The sequence below is a fragment of the Nocardia sp. NPDC052001 genome (assembly GCF_040680615.1).
Lineage (GTDB): Bacteria > Actinomycetota > Actinomycetes > Mycobacteriales > Mycobacteriaceae > Nocardia.
This window is the reverse complement of record NZ_JBFAXC010000004.1, coordinates 328,866-343,008: the sequence shown is the minus strand read 5'-3', so window position 1 is coordinate 343,008 and position 14,143 is coordinate 328,866. Positions and strand designations below refer to the sequence as shown.

The following is a 14,143-nucleotide window of genomic DNA, read 5'->3' as shown; positions in this document are numbered from 1 at the left end:
ACCCAGGACGGTGGCCGGGCGGAATTCCGCAAGGGGCTTTCCACATCGTGGAAAAATTGGGGGCTTCAGAATCGGTCTGATCTGAAACGTTCAGTGGGAACGGTTGGGCGTCTTACGGTTCCGGGCACCTACTCTCCCGTGAGGAACGTGTCCGATGACTCTGCAATTGGACCCGCCTGGATTGGCGGTGGCGGTCGCTTCCGACCCTCGCCCGGCTGTTGTGCCCGAGGCTTCACCATTCGATACGACGGAATCCCGGGCGCGGGTGATCGCGCGCAGGTTGGTGTCGGTGGTTCGGAAGTCTTCCGGGTTGGTGCTGGTACTCGTGCTGTGGCAGTTGGGGGCCCGGGGGTGGCTGGGGGCCACCACGCCCGCGCCCACGGAGGTGCTCGCGGCCGGGCGGGAACTGATTGTCTCGGGGGAGTTGTGGGAGCATTTGGCGGCCTCTTCGCGGCGGGTCGCGGTGGGGTTGTCGATCGGGATCGTTGTCGGGCTGGTGTTGGGGGCGGCGGCCGGATTGTTCCGCATAGCGGAAGATCTGGTGAACGGGCCGCTGCAGGCGATGCGGATGTTGCCGACGCTGGCGCTGGTGCCGGTGTTCATCATCTGGTTCGGGATCGGGGATGAGTTCAAGATCGCGCTGATCATCGTCGCGCCGATCTTCCCCATCTACTTGAACGTGCTGGCAGGTATTCGCGGGGTTGACACCCGCCTGGTCGAGGCGGCGGAATCGTTGGGGCTCAACCGGTTACAGCTGACCTCGAAGATCATCCTGCCGGGCGCGTTACCGCAGATCCTGGTCGGGCTGCGGCAGGCGCTGGGGCTGGGCTGGCTCACACTCGTCGTCGCCGAGATGCAGACCACGCCGGTGGGTCTCGGATTCCTGATGAACGACGCCAAGGAGTTCCTGCGCACCGATCAGATCTTCCTGGTGCTGGTGATCTACGCCGTGCTGGGCCTGCTCACCGATCTGTTCGTGCGGGCGCTCGAGCGTCGATTCCTTTCTTGGCGAACCGGATTCGAGGGAGCGTAGATGACCACCAGCATTGCGAGCGCGGTACGCATTCGCGGCGCGCGCCGGGTTTTCGCCGGGCGCACCGTGCTCAGCGGCGTCGATCTGGATATCGCGCCGGGGGAGTTCGTGGCGCTGCTCGGCGCGAGCGGATCCGGTAAGAGCACCCTGCTGCGCGGACTCGGCGGGCTCGATAGGGGATTCACCGGACAGTTCGAGGCCCCGGCATCGAAAGCCATTGTTTTTCAAGAGCATCGACTGATCCCGTGGATGTCGGTGTGGCGCAATGTCGTTCTCGGCGTCAATCGCGCCACCAAGGCGCAGGCCATCGCCGCGCTGGAGGAGGTCGGCCTGGCGGCCAAGGCCGATGTCTGGCCCGCCACTCTCTCCGGCGGTGAGGCGCAGCGCGTCGCCCTCGCCCGGGCGCTCGTCCGCAATCCCGAATTGCTGCTGCTGGACGAACCTTTCGGCGCACTCGACGCGCTGACCCGCCTCAAAGCCCAGGCGCTCGTCGCGCGCCTGTGGACCCAGCACCGGCAGGCGGTGCTCCTGGTTACCCACGATGTGGAGGAGGCCCTGCTGCTGGCCGATCGCGCCCTCGTCCTGCGCGACGGGCAGATCGCCGAATCCTTCGACATCACCGTGCCGAGACCGCGTTCGGTGCTCGACCCCACCTTCTCCGACCTCCGCCGCCGCTTGCTGCTCGCACTCGGCGTCGACCCCGAAGTACCGACAGGAGCCGACCATGAGTGAAACCTGGCAGTTGAGTACCGATGTGCTGGTCATCGGCGGCGGACCCGCCGCCTGCTGGGCCGCCATCCACGCCCGCGAGGCCGGCGCGGAGGTGACGCTGGTGGACAAGGGCTACTGCGGAACCAGCGGCGCCACAGCGCCTTCCGGCACCGGCGTCTGGTACGTGGCTCCCGAGGCGACCGCTCGCGCCAATGCCAAGGCCAGCCGCGAAACGCTCGGCGGGCACCTGGCCGACCACTACTGGATGGATCGGGTGCTGGATCAGACCTACGCGAATATGAACCGCCTCGCGGTCGAGGGCCGGTACCCGTTCCCGGTGAACGAGAGCACCGGCGAACAGATGCGCACCGGTGTGCAGGGCCCGGAATACATGCGCCGCATGCGCGCCTGGGTGAAGCGCGCCGGGGTCACCATCCTGGATCATTCACCGGCACTGGAACTTCTGGTCGATGCCGACGGCGTGGTGCGCGGTGCGGCGGGCTATCAGCGGCAGGCCGACCGTGACTACCGCATCGCGGCGGGCGCGGTGGTGCTGGCCAGCGGCGGCTGTGCGTTCCTGTCGCGGGCGCTGGGCACCAATGTGAACACCGGTGACGGCGCGCTCATGGCCGCCGAGGTGGGTGCGCGGTTCTCCGGTATGGAGTTCTCCAACGCCTACGCCATCGTGCCCAAGGGTTCGACCATCACCAAGACCGCCTACTACGGCTACGCCACCTTCTTCCACGAGGACGGCCGCGTGGTCGAGGGCGCGGGCTCCACCAAGGGTCGCTCGGTGATCGCGCGAACCCTGCTGTCGGAGAAGGTGTTCGCGCAGTTGGATCGCGCCGATGCCGCCGTGCAGGCGCAGATGCGACTCGGTCAGCCGAACTTCTTCCTGCAGTTCGATCGCCGCGGCATCGACCCGTTCCAGGATCGATTCGAGGTGGATCTGCTCGCCGAGGGCACCGTGCGCGGTACCGGCGGCATCGATATCGTCGACGATGACTGCGCCACAACGGTTCCCGGGCTGTACGCGGCCGGTGACGCGGCCACCCGCGAGCGCATCTGCGGCGGCTTCACCGGTGGCGGCAGCCATAATTCGGCCTGGGCCATGTCCTCGGGCAGCTGGGCGGGCCGGGGCGCGGCGGAGTTCGCACGCGATTCGCGTCCCGATCACGCCGCATTGCGCGGGGTCGGGCAGGCCGGATTGCGCCCTGACACTTCGGAATCCGTGTCCGCCGAAGAAGTCGTGGCGGCCGCGCAGGCGGAGCTGATCCCGTTCGAGAAGAACCTGATGCGGCACGGCGATCGCATCACCCCCGCGCTGGCGGAACTCGATTCGCTGTGGGAGCGCGCCGAGCGCGGCCTGGGCGGCGACGCCACCGGTGATGAGCGGGTACGCGCCCGACAGGCCGCCGCCATCACCGCGGTGGGTCGCCTCATGTATCGATCGGCGTTGTCCCGCACCGAGACTCGCGGTATGAGCAAGCGCGCCGATCATCCCGATCTCGATCCGGCGCAGCACCATCACATTCTCTCGGGTGGTCTGCACGAGGTCTGGACCTCCACCTCGGCGGCTCCCGGACAGCGGCCCGTCGGCGCGAGTGCGGCGGTGGCCTGATGATCGAGCTCGTCCGCGCCCAGGATTGCATCGGCTGCGATAAGTGCGTCGATGTCTGCCCGACCAATGTCTTCGATCGCACCGAGAGCGGAATCCCGCTCATCGCAAGGCAATCGGATTGCCAGACCTGCTTCATGTGCGAGGCGTACTGCCCGACCGACGCCCTGTACGTATCGCCGGATGTGACACCGCTGCCCGACCCCACGGCGATTCCCGAGGAACACGTCGGCCGCTACCGCCGCGAGATCGGCTGGGGTCAGGGCCGCAAGCCCGGCAGCCTGGTCGCGATCGGCCCGCGCCTGCCCCATGGCGCTCCACCGCCGCGCCTGTCCGAACTGACAGAGCTGCATTCCGAACCCTGATCTTCACGAAAGTTCTTCATGCGCACCCTGAGAAAGCTCGTTCCCGCCGCCGTGGCCGCACTCGCACTGGTGCTGTCCGGCTGCGGTTCGGGCGCCGATGGTTCGGCCACCCGCACCGAGATCAAAACCCTCCGCATCGGCGTCATCGGCAGTGGCAACGTGCTGACCGGAACCCTCGGTTTCGCACATCAGCGCGGTGTGGTGCTGCCCGCGCTCAAACCCCTCGGCGTGGACAATATCGAGGTCTACAGCTTCCCCAACGGCCCGGACCTGAACCAGGCCCTGGTAGGCGGACGGCTCGATGTGGCGAGCTACGGCGACACCCCCGCCCTGGTGGCGCGCGGCAGCGGCCTGAAAACCCGGCTGCTGGGCATCAATTCGGTGAACTACAACGCCGGTGTGGTCGCCAAGGATCCGGCCATCCGCACGCTGAAGGATCTGGCGGGCAAGAAGGTCGGCGTCCAGCTCGGTTCCTATATCGACCGCTACCTACAGGGCGCACTCCAGGCCGAAGGCATCTCCGCGCAGCTGATCCACCTGCTCGCCACCGATGCCGAGGCCCCGCTCAACGGCGGCGACGTCGCCGCGGTGGCCCTACCGGACGTGAACCCGTCGGCCTCCCTACAGGCGTTCCTGGCCAAGGGATTCCACCTGGTCGATTCGGTCCGCGACAACCACCCCACCCTGGCCGGCACCAGCTCCACCGTGAGCAGCCAGGACTTCCTGGACACCCACAAGGACTTCGGCCCCACCTGGCAGCAAATCCTGAACGACGCCAACAAGTTCGCCCGCGACCACTTCACCGACTACGTGAACTACGAAGTCACCCAATCCAAAGCCCCCGAAGCCGTAGTCCGCGCCACCGCCCGCCTCGAATCCATCCCCGAAGACCTCTTCTCCCCCCAGGGCATCACCCTCCTCACCGGCACCAAAAAATTCCTGGTGGACCAGAAGAAAATCCGCGAAGACTTCTCCCTCGACGACTGGTTCTACCGAGACCGCCCCAAGGCGAGCTGACCGCCTGCCGATCGAACCTCCCGATACCGCCCGAAAGGGCTAGCATCGGGAGGTCTTTCGGCGCGAGGGGGCTGGCGTAATGGTCGAATGCAAGCGGGTTGTCGTGATCGGGGCCGGAATCTCGGGGCTCGTGACGGCAAAAGTGTTGCGCGAGGATGGATTCGACGTTCGCGTGCTGGAAAAGGAGTCCGAGATCGGCGGTGTGTGGACGCCGTCGCGCACCTATCCGGGACTGCGCACCAACAATTCTCGTGACACCTACGCGTTCGCCGATCATCCGTACGATCCGGGCGCGGATATGTTCCCGACGGCCGCCCAGGTACGCGAATACCTGGCTTCCTATGCCGCCCGGTTCGAGTTGAACCCGGTGATTCGCCTGTCGACCCGGGTGACCGAGGTGGCCCGGCACGAGGACGGCTTCACGGTCACCGGCATCGGCCCGGACGGTCCGGCCGAGCTGGCCTGCGATTTCGTGGTGGTCTGCACCGGCACCTACTCCGAACCCGAACTGCCGGATATCGCGGGCCGCGAACGCTTCGCCGGAACCGTGCTGCATTCGAGCGAGGCGACCGATCCGGCATTGTTCGCGGGCAGACGGGTCATTGTCGTCGGGGCCGGAAAATCCGCGCTGGACTGCGCCGCCTGGGCCGCCGCGCACGCTAGCGACTGCACCCTGGTATTCCGCACCCCGCACTGGATGGCTCCGCGCTGGTTTCCCGGCCGCATCCCGGCCGACCAGGTTTTGCTCGGCCGAATTGCGGAGCTGTTCATGCCCTACCACCGGCGAAACAGGGTCGAGCGATTCCTGCACGGGCGCGGCCGCGCGCTGCCCCGGATTTTCTGGCGCACAGTCGAACTGGTTCTGCGCACGCTGCTGCGCATGCCGTCCATCCTGGTTCCGGAACAGCGCCTGCCGCGCGGCCTGGAGAATGCCGGATTCACCTCGGAGTTCTATCCGATGGTGCGTTCCGGGCGAATCCGGCTGCGCCGCACCACGATCGAATCGTTCGGCCCGGACGCCGAGGTGTGCCTGGCGGACGGCGACCGGCTGGCGGCGGATATCGTGCTGTTCGCCACCGGCTGGCGTCAGACATTACCGTTCCTCTCGGCGGACCTCGCCTCGGAACTGTTGCAGGACAATGTATTCAGGCTATATCGGCATATCCTGCCGCCCGCCGAACCGCGCCTGGGATTCATCGGTTACGCCTCCTCGACCGCGTGCCAGCTCACCTCGGAGGTCTCCGCGCACTGGCTGTCGCAGGTATTCGCGGACGAGTTGAAGCTGCCCACCGTCGATGAGATGGAGGCCGAGACAGCCCGGGTGGGCGCCTGGCTGGCCGAGGAGTTTCCGGCCCGCGCCCGCGGCTTCTATGTCGGCCCGCACCTGATCCACCATATCGATGATCTGCTCACCGATATGGGGGTGCCGACCCGGCGTACCCGTAACGCGCTGACCGAATACCTGGGCGACTTCACCCCTGCTCGCTATGCCGATCTGGCCGCACAGCGCAGAGCGCGGGCTGCGGCCCGGTAGTCATATCCGGGTGAATGCGGATTATCCGCTACGAAACTATACTTTGCGGTATGACTGCTCTGGCGCCTGTGCGCACCGAACGTGATCTGTCGTTTCTGCTGGATCGGACCAGCCATGTGTTGCGGACGCAGATGTCGGCGGCGCTGGCGGAGATCGGGTTGACGGCGCGGATGCACTGTGTGCTGGTGCATGCGCTGGAGCAGGAGCGGACGCAGGCGCAGCTCGCGGAGTTGGGGGATATGGATAAGACCACGATGGTGGTCACCGTCGATGCGCTGGAGAAGGCGGGGCTGGCCGAGCGGCAGCCGTCCAGTACCGATCGGCGGGCGCGGATCATCGCGGTTACCCCGAAGGGGGCGAAGCTGGCCGCGCGCAGTCAGGAGATCGTGGACGGGGTGCATCGCGATGCGCTCGGGTCGCTGCCCAAGGGGGAGCGGGACGCTCTGGTGAAAGCGCTGAATCATTTGGTGGAAGGGCACCTTTCGACCACCGCCGAGGCATCCACGGCACGGCGTGCACGGCAGTGACCAGCTGGTTCACAAAAAGGGTCCGTTAGAGATTGTCTGCAACGGAACTATCTAGTACGGTCTCTCTTGTTGGTTCGAACAGGAGAAGATCATGACTGCGTCCAAAAATCTCGCCCTCGCGGTGCTGTCCGCCGCGACGCTGATGACCATCCTCGATGGCAGCATCGTGACCGTGGCGATGCCCGCGATTCAGCAGGATCTCGGCTTCACGCCAGCCGGGCTGAGCTGGACCGTCAACGCGTACCTGATCGCCTTCGGCGGACTGCTGCTGCTCGCGGGCCGCTTCGGTGATCTGATCGGGCGCAAGAAAATGTTCCTGACCGGCAATATCGTCTTCACCGCCGCCTCGCTGCTGGCGGGTGCGGCCACCAGCCCGGCCATGCTGGTCGCGGCCCGCTTCCTACAGGGCGTCGGCAGTGCGATCGCCTCGGCGGTGGTGCTCGGCATCCTGGTGACCATGTTCACCGAGAAGGGTGAACGAGCAAGGGCCATCGGCATTTTCAGCTTCACCGGCGCGGCGGGCGCATCCATCGGCCAGGTGCTCGGCGGCGTGCTCACCGATGCGCTGAACTGGCACTGGATCTTCCTGATCAATGTGCCGATCGGGGTGCTGACCGTCGCGCTCGCCATCAAGGCGCTGCCCGCCGATCGCGGACTGGGGCTGGCCGCCGGAGCCGACGCGCTGGGCGCGCTGCTGGTGACCGGCGGACTCATGCTGGGCATCTACACCGTGGTCAAGATCGAGGAGTACAGCTGGCTGTCCGCGCACACCCTGGGCCTGGGCGCACTGTCGCTGATTCTGTTGACCGCCTTCGTGATTCGCCAGCGCACCGCCGCCACCCCGCTGCTGCCGCTGCGTATCTTCCGCTCCCGCAATGTGTCCGGCGCGAATGTGGTGCAGATGCTGACCCTCTCGGCAATGTTCGCCTTCCAGATCATCGTCGCGCTGTACATGCAGCGGGTGCTCGGCTACAGCGCGCTGCAGACCGGTCTGGCCATGCTGCCCGCCGCGGTGGCCATCGGCGGTGTGTCACTGTTCGTCTCGGCTCGCCTGATCACCCGCTTCGGTGAGCGCGCCGTGCTGATCAGCGGCCTGGTGCTGTTGTTGGCCGGAATGGCTTGGCTGACAAGGCTTCCGGTGCACGCCTCCTATGTCACCGATCTGCTGCCCATGATGGTGCTGATCGCCGGCGGTGGCCTGGTGCTGCCCGCGCTGACCAACCTGGGCATGTCCGCCGCCCGCGCCGATGACGCCGGATTGGCCTCCGGACTGTTCAACACCACCCAGCAGGTCGGTATGGCGTTCGGTGTCGCGGTGCTGTCCACCTTGGCCGCCTCGCGCACCGGGGAGCGGCTCACCGCCGGGGCCACCGAGGCCGCCGCCCTGACCGACGGCTACCGCCTGGCCTTCATGATCGCCACCGGCGTGCTCGTCGCGGCCCTGGCCATCAGCTTCACCGTGCTGCGCCGCCCCGCCGCGGCTGCCGCACAGCAGGAGTTCGTCGCGGTCGCCTGATTCGACAACCTACGAAAATACTTCGGGCCCAGCGGATCACCGCTGGGCCCGAGTCGTGCGCGGGATGATCGAATCGTTCTCAGGCTGTCGCCGTCGGTGCGGAAATCCGCAGTGCGGCAACGAGTTCGCGGTACAGTTCATCGTTCGCGTACAACTCGCGGTGGGTTCCGGTGGCGCGCAGCGCACCGTCCTCCAGCAGCCAGATGGTGTCCGCGTCGATCACGGTGGAGAGCCGGTGCGCGACGGTCACCACCGCGCTGTCGCGGGCTATATCGCGAATGATCTCCTGCACCGCCGCCTCGGTGCGCCCGTCCAACTGTGCGGTGGCCTCGTCCAGCAGCAGTATCTCGGGTCGCCGTACGATCGGCCGGGCCAGCGCGATGCGCTGGCGCTGGCCACCGGACAGGCTGGTCTGCGCGACCGGCTCGTCCAGCCCGCCCGGCAGGCGGTGCACGGTCTCGGCCAGTCCGACCGCGTACAGCGCCGCCCACGCCTCGGTATCGGTCGCATCCGGATGGCGATACAGCACATTGTCGCGAATGGTGCCGGTCAGCAGCGGCGTCTCCTGTTCGACATAGCCGATGCGGGCGCGCACCGAATCGATGCGCAGATCGGCATAGTCCTTGCCGTCCAGGGTGATTCGGCCGCTATCTGGATCGTGGAACCGGAGTATGAGCGAGAACAGCGTGGTCTTGCCCGCGCCCGAAGGTCCGACGATGGCGGTATGCCCGCGGCGCGGGATGACCGCGGACAGCCGGTCGACCGCGGGCCGATCGGCGCCCGAATAGGTGGCCGAAACATCCTCGAAGGTAAGCACATTCGGCCCGGCAACACTGTCGTCAGCCGAATGCCCGGCCGAAACATCCTCGGTGCGAATGCTTTCGGCTTCGCGCAGGCGCGCGGCGGCGGCCACGCCGGACTGCAATTGCGCCAGCTGCCGGGTGATCTCGCTGACGGGTTCGACCAGTCCGAAGGCGTACAGCAGGAAGGCGACCAGCGTCGAGACCGCCAGCGCGCCCTGATGCACCCGCCAGGCGCCGAAGGCCAGGATCACGATGATGGCCAATTGGATTCCGCTGCCCGCCACGGTCCAGGCAATGGCCTCCACCCGCACCGCGCGGTTGGCGTGCGCGGCCGAATCCCGGGCGTGCGCGATGACCCGGCGGCTCTCCCGTTCCTCGGAACCACTGGATTTCACCGTGCGCACCGCCCGCAGACCGCCCTCCAGCACACCGCCGAGCCGCCCGACCGACTCCTGTGCCTGCCGCTGCGCGACCGCGATGGCGGGCATGAGCCAGCCTGCCAGCACCGCGATGACGAGCACCGCCACCAGCGTGCACAGCAGCAGCGGCACATCCAGCACCGCCATCAGAATCAGTGTGCCCACCAGCGAGATGGTGCCGTTGATCAGGTAGATCAGGCTGGACGAGGCCGCTTCGCGCAGGAGCAGCGTGTCCGAGGTGACCCGGGTGACCAGTTCACCCGGGGGACGGAATTGCAGATCGGGCAGCACGCCCCGGAAGAACCGGCGCACCAGCGAGGCGCGCGCGTCCAGCACGATGTGCTCGGCGATCCGGCCGAGCAGCAGCCATTCGGCCAGCCCGAACCCCGCGCCCAGCACCAGCAGTCCGAGCAGCAGCGAGATCGGTTGCAGCAGTGAGCCATCGGCTCCCACCGAATCGAGAATCCATTTGGTGGCCAGGGGAGTGGCCAGCGCCGTCGCGGTATAGCCGAAGCCGAGGCAGAGTGCCAGCAGCAGCCGTCCCCGATGCGGGCGCACGAACGACCACAGCAGCATCACATGCTGGGCGCGCCCGGTCGCGGCAACGGTGACTTCGGTACTCTGCATACCTCTAATGGAACATATATGTTCCATTAGAGTCAAGTTGTGCTCTGTTCAGGATCGGCCTGATACCGTTCCGGATATGCCCGCCACACCCGCCGCCACCGGCACCGGAGCAGCCAGAACCGGTATCCGGGCCCGCACCCGCGCCGCCATCCTGGACGCGGCGGCCGAGGTGCTCATCACCACTCCGGCGGCCTCGCTCGGCCAGATAGCCACCGCCGCCGATGTCGGCCGCACCACCCTGCACCGCTACTTCCCGGAACGACTCGATCTGCTGCGCGCCCTCGCCCGGCACGTCACCGAGCTGAGCACCGAGGCCATCGAGCGCGCCGAACCCGGCGGCGGCACCCCGCAGGCCGCGCTGCGCCGGGTCGTGGAAGGCCAATTCGACCTCGGCCCGATCCTGCTGTTCGTCTACTCCGAACCCGCCCTGGCCGGTGACGCCGAACTCTGGGCCGAACTCGCGCAGAGCGAGAACGCGGTGGACGCCATCCTGATTCGCGTCGGCGAGACCACCGGGGCGACCCTGCCGCTGTCCTGGCAGCGCCGCACCTTCTGGGCGCTGCTCTATGCCGCGTGGGAGGCCGCCAAACAGCAGACCACCCCGCGCCACGAACTCGTCGACGCCATCATGACCACGCTGACCCGGGGCATTTTCGCCCCCGCCGCAACCGATTAGCCCAAACCGGTTGCGGTGGGCACCGCTTGCACAGACACTCACGAGAGAGGGGAGCGCGTGAGTATGAGAACAGCCGTATCGGATGAGCCGAGCATCAATCAATGGTGCGCGGACGATTTCACCCTGCTGCCGGATGACGCCACCTGGCTGGGGCAGCTCGGTTTCGATCCGCCCGCCATGATTCGGCAGCGGCTCACCGACATGCTGTGCGAGCGGATTCCGCGCACCACCGTCGACTGGGTCGAGATCACCGCGCGGCCACGGCAATTCACCGCCGGACGGCATGACGGTGATGCCACCTTCACGGTCACCCGGGTCGGGATGGTCATCGCCATGACCCTGGCCGTGCACTCCCCGGGCAGGCGGCGGCAGGTGCTGCGGGGCGTGTTCACCTTCGTCATGACCGGGATGGGCGAGGGTCAGACCCCGCGCCAGCGCACCTGGCTGGACCTGGACGCCAGCCTGCGGCAGGCCGAACGCGAGCTGAAATCGCGCATGTTCGGCCGTTAGAAGCCGACGTCGATCTCCACGCTGTCCCGCTCGGTGTACATGCGCCAATAGTGTTCGCCCAGTGCGTCATTGGTCATGCGAGCGATCTCCACCCCGGCCGGAACCAGTTCGGGATGGTTGTCGACGATCTCCTCGGCACGGCTGCCGCCGATCAGCACGCCGATATTCAGCACGCCCGCGTAGACGCCGGTGCCTCGGAGTTCATCGGCGAGCTGATGGACGTAACCGCGCTGAGCGGCAAGCGCCACACCGAAATTCGACAGGTACGGCTGTGACGCGTGCGGTGAGGATCCGGACGAGTACAGCAGCGCACCGTCACCGCGTTCGATCATGGCCGGGGCGAGCGCCCGGGTCATGAGGATCGGCGAATGCAGTTTCAGCGCGATGGGAACCCGGAGCCCGGGCACATCCAATTCGAGGGTGCTCGGGACGCGATCGCTCATCTCCCCGGCCGCGCCGTGCATGGCCACATCGATCTGGCCGAAGGTCTCCCCGATCGCGGCGACGGTCTTGTCCAGCTGATCGGCGTCGGTGACGTCCGCGGGAAAGGCCGCCGCCTCGATGCCCTCGTCCCGCAGGTCGGCGGCGTGCCGTTCGGCCTTGTCCGGGTTGCGTCCGATGACCGCGACCCGGAAACCCTCGCGCCCGAAGCGCCGGCCCGTCCCCACGCCGAGCCCGGGTCCGTAACCGAATATCGCGATGGTCTTGCTCATAGCGCCTCACTAAGTTGAGCCTTGGTTCAAGTTACTGTCGTGACGCTAGCGTAAGTTGAACCCATGCTCAACATATTTCGCACCCCGAATTTGTAGGATCGGCGGATGTCCTCGAACAAGCCGCTGCGCCTGGATGCCCGCCGCAATCGCGACGCCCTGGTGACCGCGGCCCGCGAGGTCTTCGCCGAACGCGGTCTGGACGCACCGCTCAAAGAGGTCGCCGCCCGGGCCGGCGTCGCCATCGGCACGCTCTACAACCGATTTCCCACCCGCGATGATCTGATCGCCGCCGCCGTCGAGGACCGCATCGAGGCCGGGGGCCGAATCGCCGAGCGCGCCTTGCTGATCGAAGACCCCTGGGAATCCTTCACCTATCTGGTGGAGCAGGTGTGCGAACTCCAGGCGGGCGACCGGCTGCTCAATGAACTCGCCGTCCGCGCCGCCCCGAGCGCCGCCATCGCCCGCGCCCGCGAGGACGGCCACCACAGAATGCGCGAAATCATCACGCGTGCACAGCGAGCCGGAGTGCTGCGCCCGGACTGGGTGCTCGAGGACATCGCCTTCATCACCTGGGCGCACACCCGAATCGTCGAGGCCACCGGAACGCTGGCCCCCGATGCCTGGCGACGCCATCTCGCCCTGGTGTTCGACGGTCTGCGCGCGGCCGCCGCGCATCCGCTCCCGGTGCCGCCGATCACCGAGGATCAGCTGATGCGAGCACTGGGCAGCGGTGAGCAATGAGCCGCTCGCACTGATCCCGGAGCGCCTTCGCCACGCGAGCTATCGTGGACGGCGTGGGTGTCATCGGCGAGTTGTTCCCGGGTAAGAAGCTGACCGACGAGGGCAGTGAGGACAGCGGCGGTCAGGACCACCGGCCGCGACTGGAACTCGATCTCGATGCCGGGGTGGTGCGCTTGTCCCCGCCCGCGAAACCATCGGACCAGCCGCGGGAGTGATTGCCCGCGAGTAGTCCGGCGATATCGGTACTGGTGGTCATATCACTCCGCACGTACCAGCGATCGGCGTCCGGCGGCTGCGCGGTGGTTTTGAGGCAGACGATCTTGTCCGCGTACGGGGACAGGGTGCCCAGTTCCCGCCGTGCCGCGACGGGAACGGCGACGGCGATGCGGATCGCGCCGTGCAGCCGGGCCATTCGGCAAATATCGCGCAGGGCGGTGGCATCGGTCACGCAATCGTCGGCCACCACCACCGTGCGCTCGGACAGGTCCACGCGTTTGCGATCACCGCGCAGGCTGAAGGCAGTGCGGCGCAGTATTTCCGCCTGTGCCTCCTCGGTGGCCGCCCGTTCGGCTTCGCACAGGCTCCCGCCCGCCACGGCGGTGGTGTCGATGAGCAGCGTTTCGTCCTCGCCGAGAATTCCGTACACCAGGTCGGGATGACGGGCAACGGCCAAGGGGCGCACCAGGATTACGTCCAGCAGCACGTGCAGGGTGGCGGCCAGTTCGGCGGCGACTCGCATCCCGCCGCCGGGCGGAGCGAGGACCACCACATCGTCACCGCGAAAAGCAGCGAGCAGCCCGGCCAACTGCCGGCCCGCGTCGTTGCGGTCCATGAACGGCGGCATGTGCTTGCCCGACTGTGGATTTCAGCCGGTGGTCGGCCACGCCGGGGGCGTGAGCGGAGGAGGGGAGGGGTGCGCGGGGTGCCCGGATACCGTCATCATCAAGCGCCCTCTCCATTGAGTGGCTGCCGCGGTGGGGTGAGCAGACCGGGTCATGCGGAAAGGGTCGCTCGAGAAGGGCAGAATCCCAGTGTACGCCAGCGCGAACTCGTGGTTCCGCCCTTCCCGCGCATACGAATTGATCACATGCCGGTATCGCTCGAGTTCATGACCTGAGGAACGTCGCCGCGATACTCCAGAACCTGCCGCGATCCACCGAACGGAAATCCCAGGTCTCGGCGAGACGGTGAGTAGCGCTGACGATGCCGGTCACGTCGAAATCGTCGCGCGTAGCGGTGCCCTTGTCCTCGAGGGCGGCGATGACGTAGGCGGTGGCGGTCTCCACGCTGTGGGGCACGCAGGGCTCCAATCGGTCGTCGGAATGAGGTGCGG

The 14,143-nt window shown here is 67.1% G+C and carries 15 protein-coding genes; 11 read left to right on the top strand and 4 right to left on the bottom strand.

Annotation, left to right across the window (positions count from 1 at the left end; genetic code table 11):
• Positions 1-289: 289 nt before the first annotated feature.
• The 8 genes from AB0L82_RS21685 (at position 290) to AB0L82_RS21650 (ending at position 8,321) form a co-directional block, all read left to right on the top strand.
• Positions 290-1,033 carry an ABC transporter permease gene (locus AB0L82_RS21685; protein WP_364638931.1) on the top strand — a complete coding sequence of 248 codons (744 nt, stop codon included), beginning with the start codon at positions 290-292 and terminating at the stop codon, positions 1,031-1,033.
• Positions 1,034-1,765 (top strand): ABC transporter ATP-binding protein, encoded by a 732-nt coding sequence (locus tag AB0L82_RS21680; RefSeq protein WP_364638928.1) that lies wholly within the window; start codon positions 1,034-1,036, stop codon positions 1,763-1,765.
• A complete protein-coding gene (locus AB0L82_RS21675; protein WP_364638925.1) occupies positions 1,758-3,365 on the top strand; it encodes an FAD-binding protein in 1,608 nt (535 codons plus the stop codon). Before AB0L82_RS21680 ends, AB0L82_RS21675 begins: the two co-directional genes overlap by 8 nt.
• Positions 3,365-3,727: a ferredoxin family protein gene (locus tag AB0L82_RS21670; protein WP_364638922.1), complete on the top strand. Its 363-nt coding sequence runs from the start codon at positions 3,365-3,367 to the stop codon at positions 3,725-3,727. The genes AB0L82_RS21675 and AB0L82_RS21670 overlap by 1 nt, the downstream gene beginning before the upstream one ends.
• Before the next feature lie 18 nt (positions 3,728-3,745).
• Positions 3,746-4,744 carry an ABC transporter substrate-binding protein gene (locus AB0L82_RS21665; protein ID WP_364638919.1) on the top strand — a complete coding sequence of 333 codons (999 nt, stop codon included), beginning with the start codon at positions 3,746-3,748 and terminating at the stop codon, positions 4,742-4,744.
• A 79-nt stretch (positions 4,745-4,823) separates the two neighbouring features.
• Positions 4,824-6,278 carry an NAD(P)/FAD-dependent oxidoreductase gene (locus AB0L82_RS21660; protein WP_364638916.1) on the top strand — a complete coding sequence of 485 codons (1,455 nt, stop codon included), beginning with the start codon at positions 4,824-4,826 and terminating at the stop codon, positions 6,276-6,278.
• A gap of 50 nt (positions 6,279-6,328) precedes the next feature.
• Positions 6,329-6,805 (top strand): MarR family winged helix-turn-helix transcriptional regulator, encoded by a 477-nt coding sequence (locus AB0L82_RS21655; RefSeq protein ID WP_364638913.1) that lies wholly within the window; start codon positions 6,329-6,331, stop codon positions 6,803-6,805.
• A 91-nt stretch (positions 6,806-6,896) separates the two neighbouring features.
• Entirely contained in the window at positions 6,897-8,321 is a 1,425-nt protein-coding gene (locus AB0L82_RS21650) for an MFS transporter (protein WP_364638910.1), read from the top strand.
• A 79-nt stretch (positions 8,322-8,400) separates the two neighbouring features.
• Here AB0L82_RS21650 and AB0L82_RS21645 read toward each other — a convergent pair whose 3' ends face one another.
• Positions 8,401-10,170 (bottom strand): ABC transporter ATP-binding protein, encoded by a 1,770-nt coding sequence (locus tag AB0L82_RS21645; RefSeq protein ID WP_364638907.1) that lies wholly within the window; start codon positions 10,168-10,170, stop codon positions 8,401-8,403.
• 76 nt (positions 10,171-10,246) lie between these two features.
• Between AB0L82_RS21645 and AB0L82_RS21640 the strand changes: the two genes are divergently transcribed.
• Positions 10,247-10,846, top strand: coding sequence for a helix-turn-helix domain-containing protein (locus AB0L82_RS21640; RefSeq protein ID WP_364638904.1), 600 nt, complete (start codon positions 10,247-10,249; stop codon positions 10,844-10,846).
• A gap of 57 nt (positions 10,847-10,903) precedes the next feature.
• Entirely contained in the window at positions 10,904-11,356 is a 453-nt protein-coding gene (locus AB0L82_RS21635; protein WP_364638901.1) for a hypothetical protein, read from the top strand.
• Here AB0L82_RS21635 and AB0L82_RS21630 read toward each other — a convergent pair.
• Positions 11,353-12,069, bottom strand: a complete 717-nt coding sequence (locus tag AB0L82_RS21630; protein ID WP_364638898.1) for an SDR family oxidoreductase — start codon at positions 12,067-12,069, stop codon at positions 11,353-11,355. The two genes, AB0L82_RS21635 and AB0L82_RS21630, sit on opposite strands and share 4 nt — an antisense overlap.
• A gap of 105 nt (positions 12,070-12,174) precedes the next feature.
• Between AB0L82_RS21630 and AB0L82_RS21625 the strand changes: the two genes are divergently transcribed.
• A complete protein-coding gene (locus AB0L82_RS21625; protein WP_364638895.1) occupies positions 12,175-12,810 on the top strand; it encodes a helix-turn-helix domain-containing protein in 636 nt (211 codons plus the stop codon).
• A 121-nt stretch (positions 12,811-12,931) separates the two neighbouring features.
• On the opposite strand, the gene AB0L82_RS21620 is transcribed toward AB0L82_RS21625, so the two are convergent.
• Together AB0L82_RS21620 and AB0L82_RS21615 are read right to left on the bottom strand one after the other, a co-directional pair.
• Positions 12,932-13,642, bottom strand: coding sequence for a phosphoribosyltransferase family protein (locus tag AB0L82_RS21620; protein WP_364638892.1), 711 nt, complete (start codon positions 13,640-13,642; stop codon positions 12,932-12,934).
• Between the two features lie 274 nt (positions 13,643-13,916).
• Entirely contained in the window at positions 13,917-14,108 is a 192-nt protein-coding gene (locus AB0L82_RS21615; RefSeq protein ID WP_364638889.1) for a hypothetical protein, read from the bottom strand.
• Positions 14,109-14,143 lie beyond the last annotated feature (35 nt).

What these genes read in the sequence shown, in the direction of transcription:
- AB0L82_RS21680 (WP_364638928.1), top strand. Translation starts at nt 1,034, where the DNA reads ATGACCACCAGCATTGCGAGCGCGGTACGCATTCGCGGCGCGCGCCGG.
- AB0L82_RS21675 (WP_364638925.1), top strand. Translation starts at nt 1,758, where the DNA reads ATGAGTGAAACCTGGCAGTTGAGTACCGATGTGCTGGTCATCGGCGGC.
- AB0L82_RS21670 (WP_364638922.1), top strand. Translation starts at nt 3,365, where the DNA reads ATGATCGAGCTCGTCCGCGCCCAGGATTGCATCGGCTGCGATAAGTGC.
- AB0L82_RS21665 (WP_364638919.1), top strand. Translation starts at nt 3,746, where the DNA reads ATGCGCACCCTGAGAAAGCTCGTTCCCGCCGCCGTGGCCGCACTCGCA.
- AB0L82_RS21660 (WP_364638916.1), top strand. Translation starts at nt 4,824, where the DNA reads ATGGTCGAATGCAAGCGGGTTGTCGTGATCGGGGCCGGAATCTCGGGG.
- AB0L82_RS21655 (WP_364638913.1), top strand. Translation starts at nt 6,329, where the DNA reads ATGACTGCTCTGGCGCCTGTGCGCACCGAACGTGATCTGTCGTTTCTG.
- AB0L82_RS21650 (WP_364638910.1), top strand. Translation starts at nt 6,897, where the DNA reads ATGACTGCGTCCAAAAATCTCGCCCTCGCGGTGCTGTCCGCCGCGACG.
- AB0L82_RS21645 (WP_364638907.1), bottom strand. Translation starts at nt 10,170, where the DNA reads ATGCAGAGTACCGAAGTCACCGTTGCCGCGACCGGGCGCGCCCAGCAT.
- AB0L82_RS21640 (WP_364638904.1), top strand. Translation starts at nt 10,247, where the DNA reads ATGCCCGCCACACCCGCCGCCACCGGCACCGGAGCAGCCAGAACCGGT.
- AB0L82_RS21630 (WP_364638898.1), bottom strand. Translation starts at nt 12,069, where the DNA reads ATGAGCAAGACCATCGCGATATTCGGTTACGGACCCGGGCTCGGCGTG.
- AB0L82_RS21625 (WP_364638895.1), top strand. Translation starts at nt 12,175, where the DNA reads ATGTCCTCGAACAAGCCGCTGCGCCTGGATGCCCGCCGCAATCGCGAC.
- AB0L82_RS21620 (WP_364638892.1), bottom strand. Translation starts at nt 13,642, where the DNA reads ATGGACCGCAACGACGCGGGCCGGCAGTTGGCCGGGCTGCTCGCTGCT.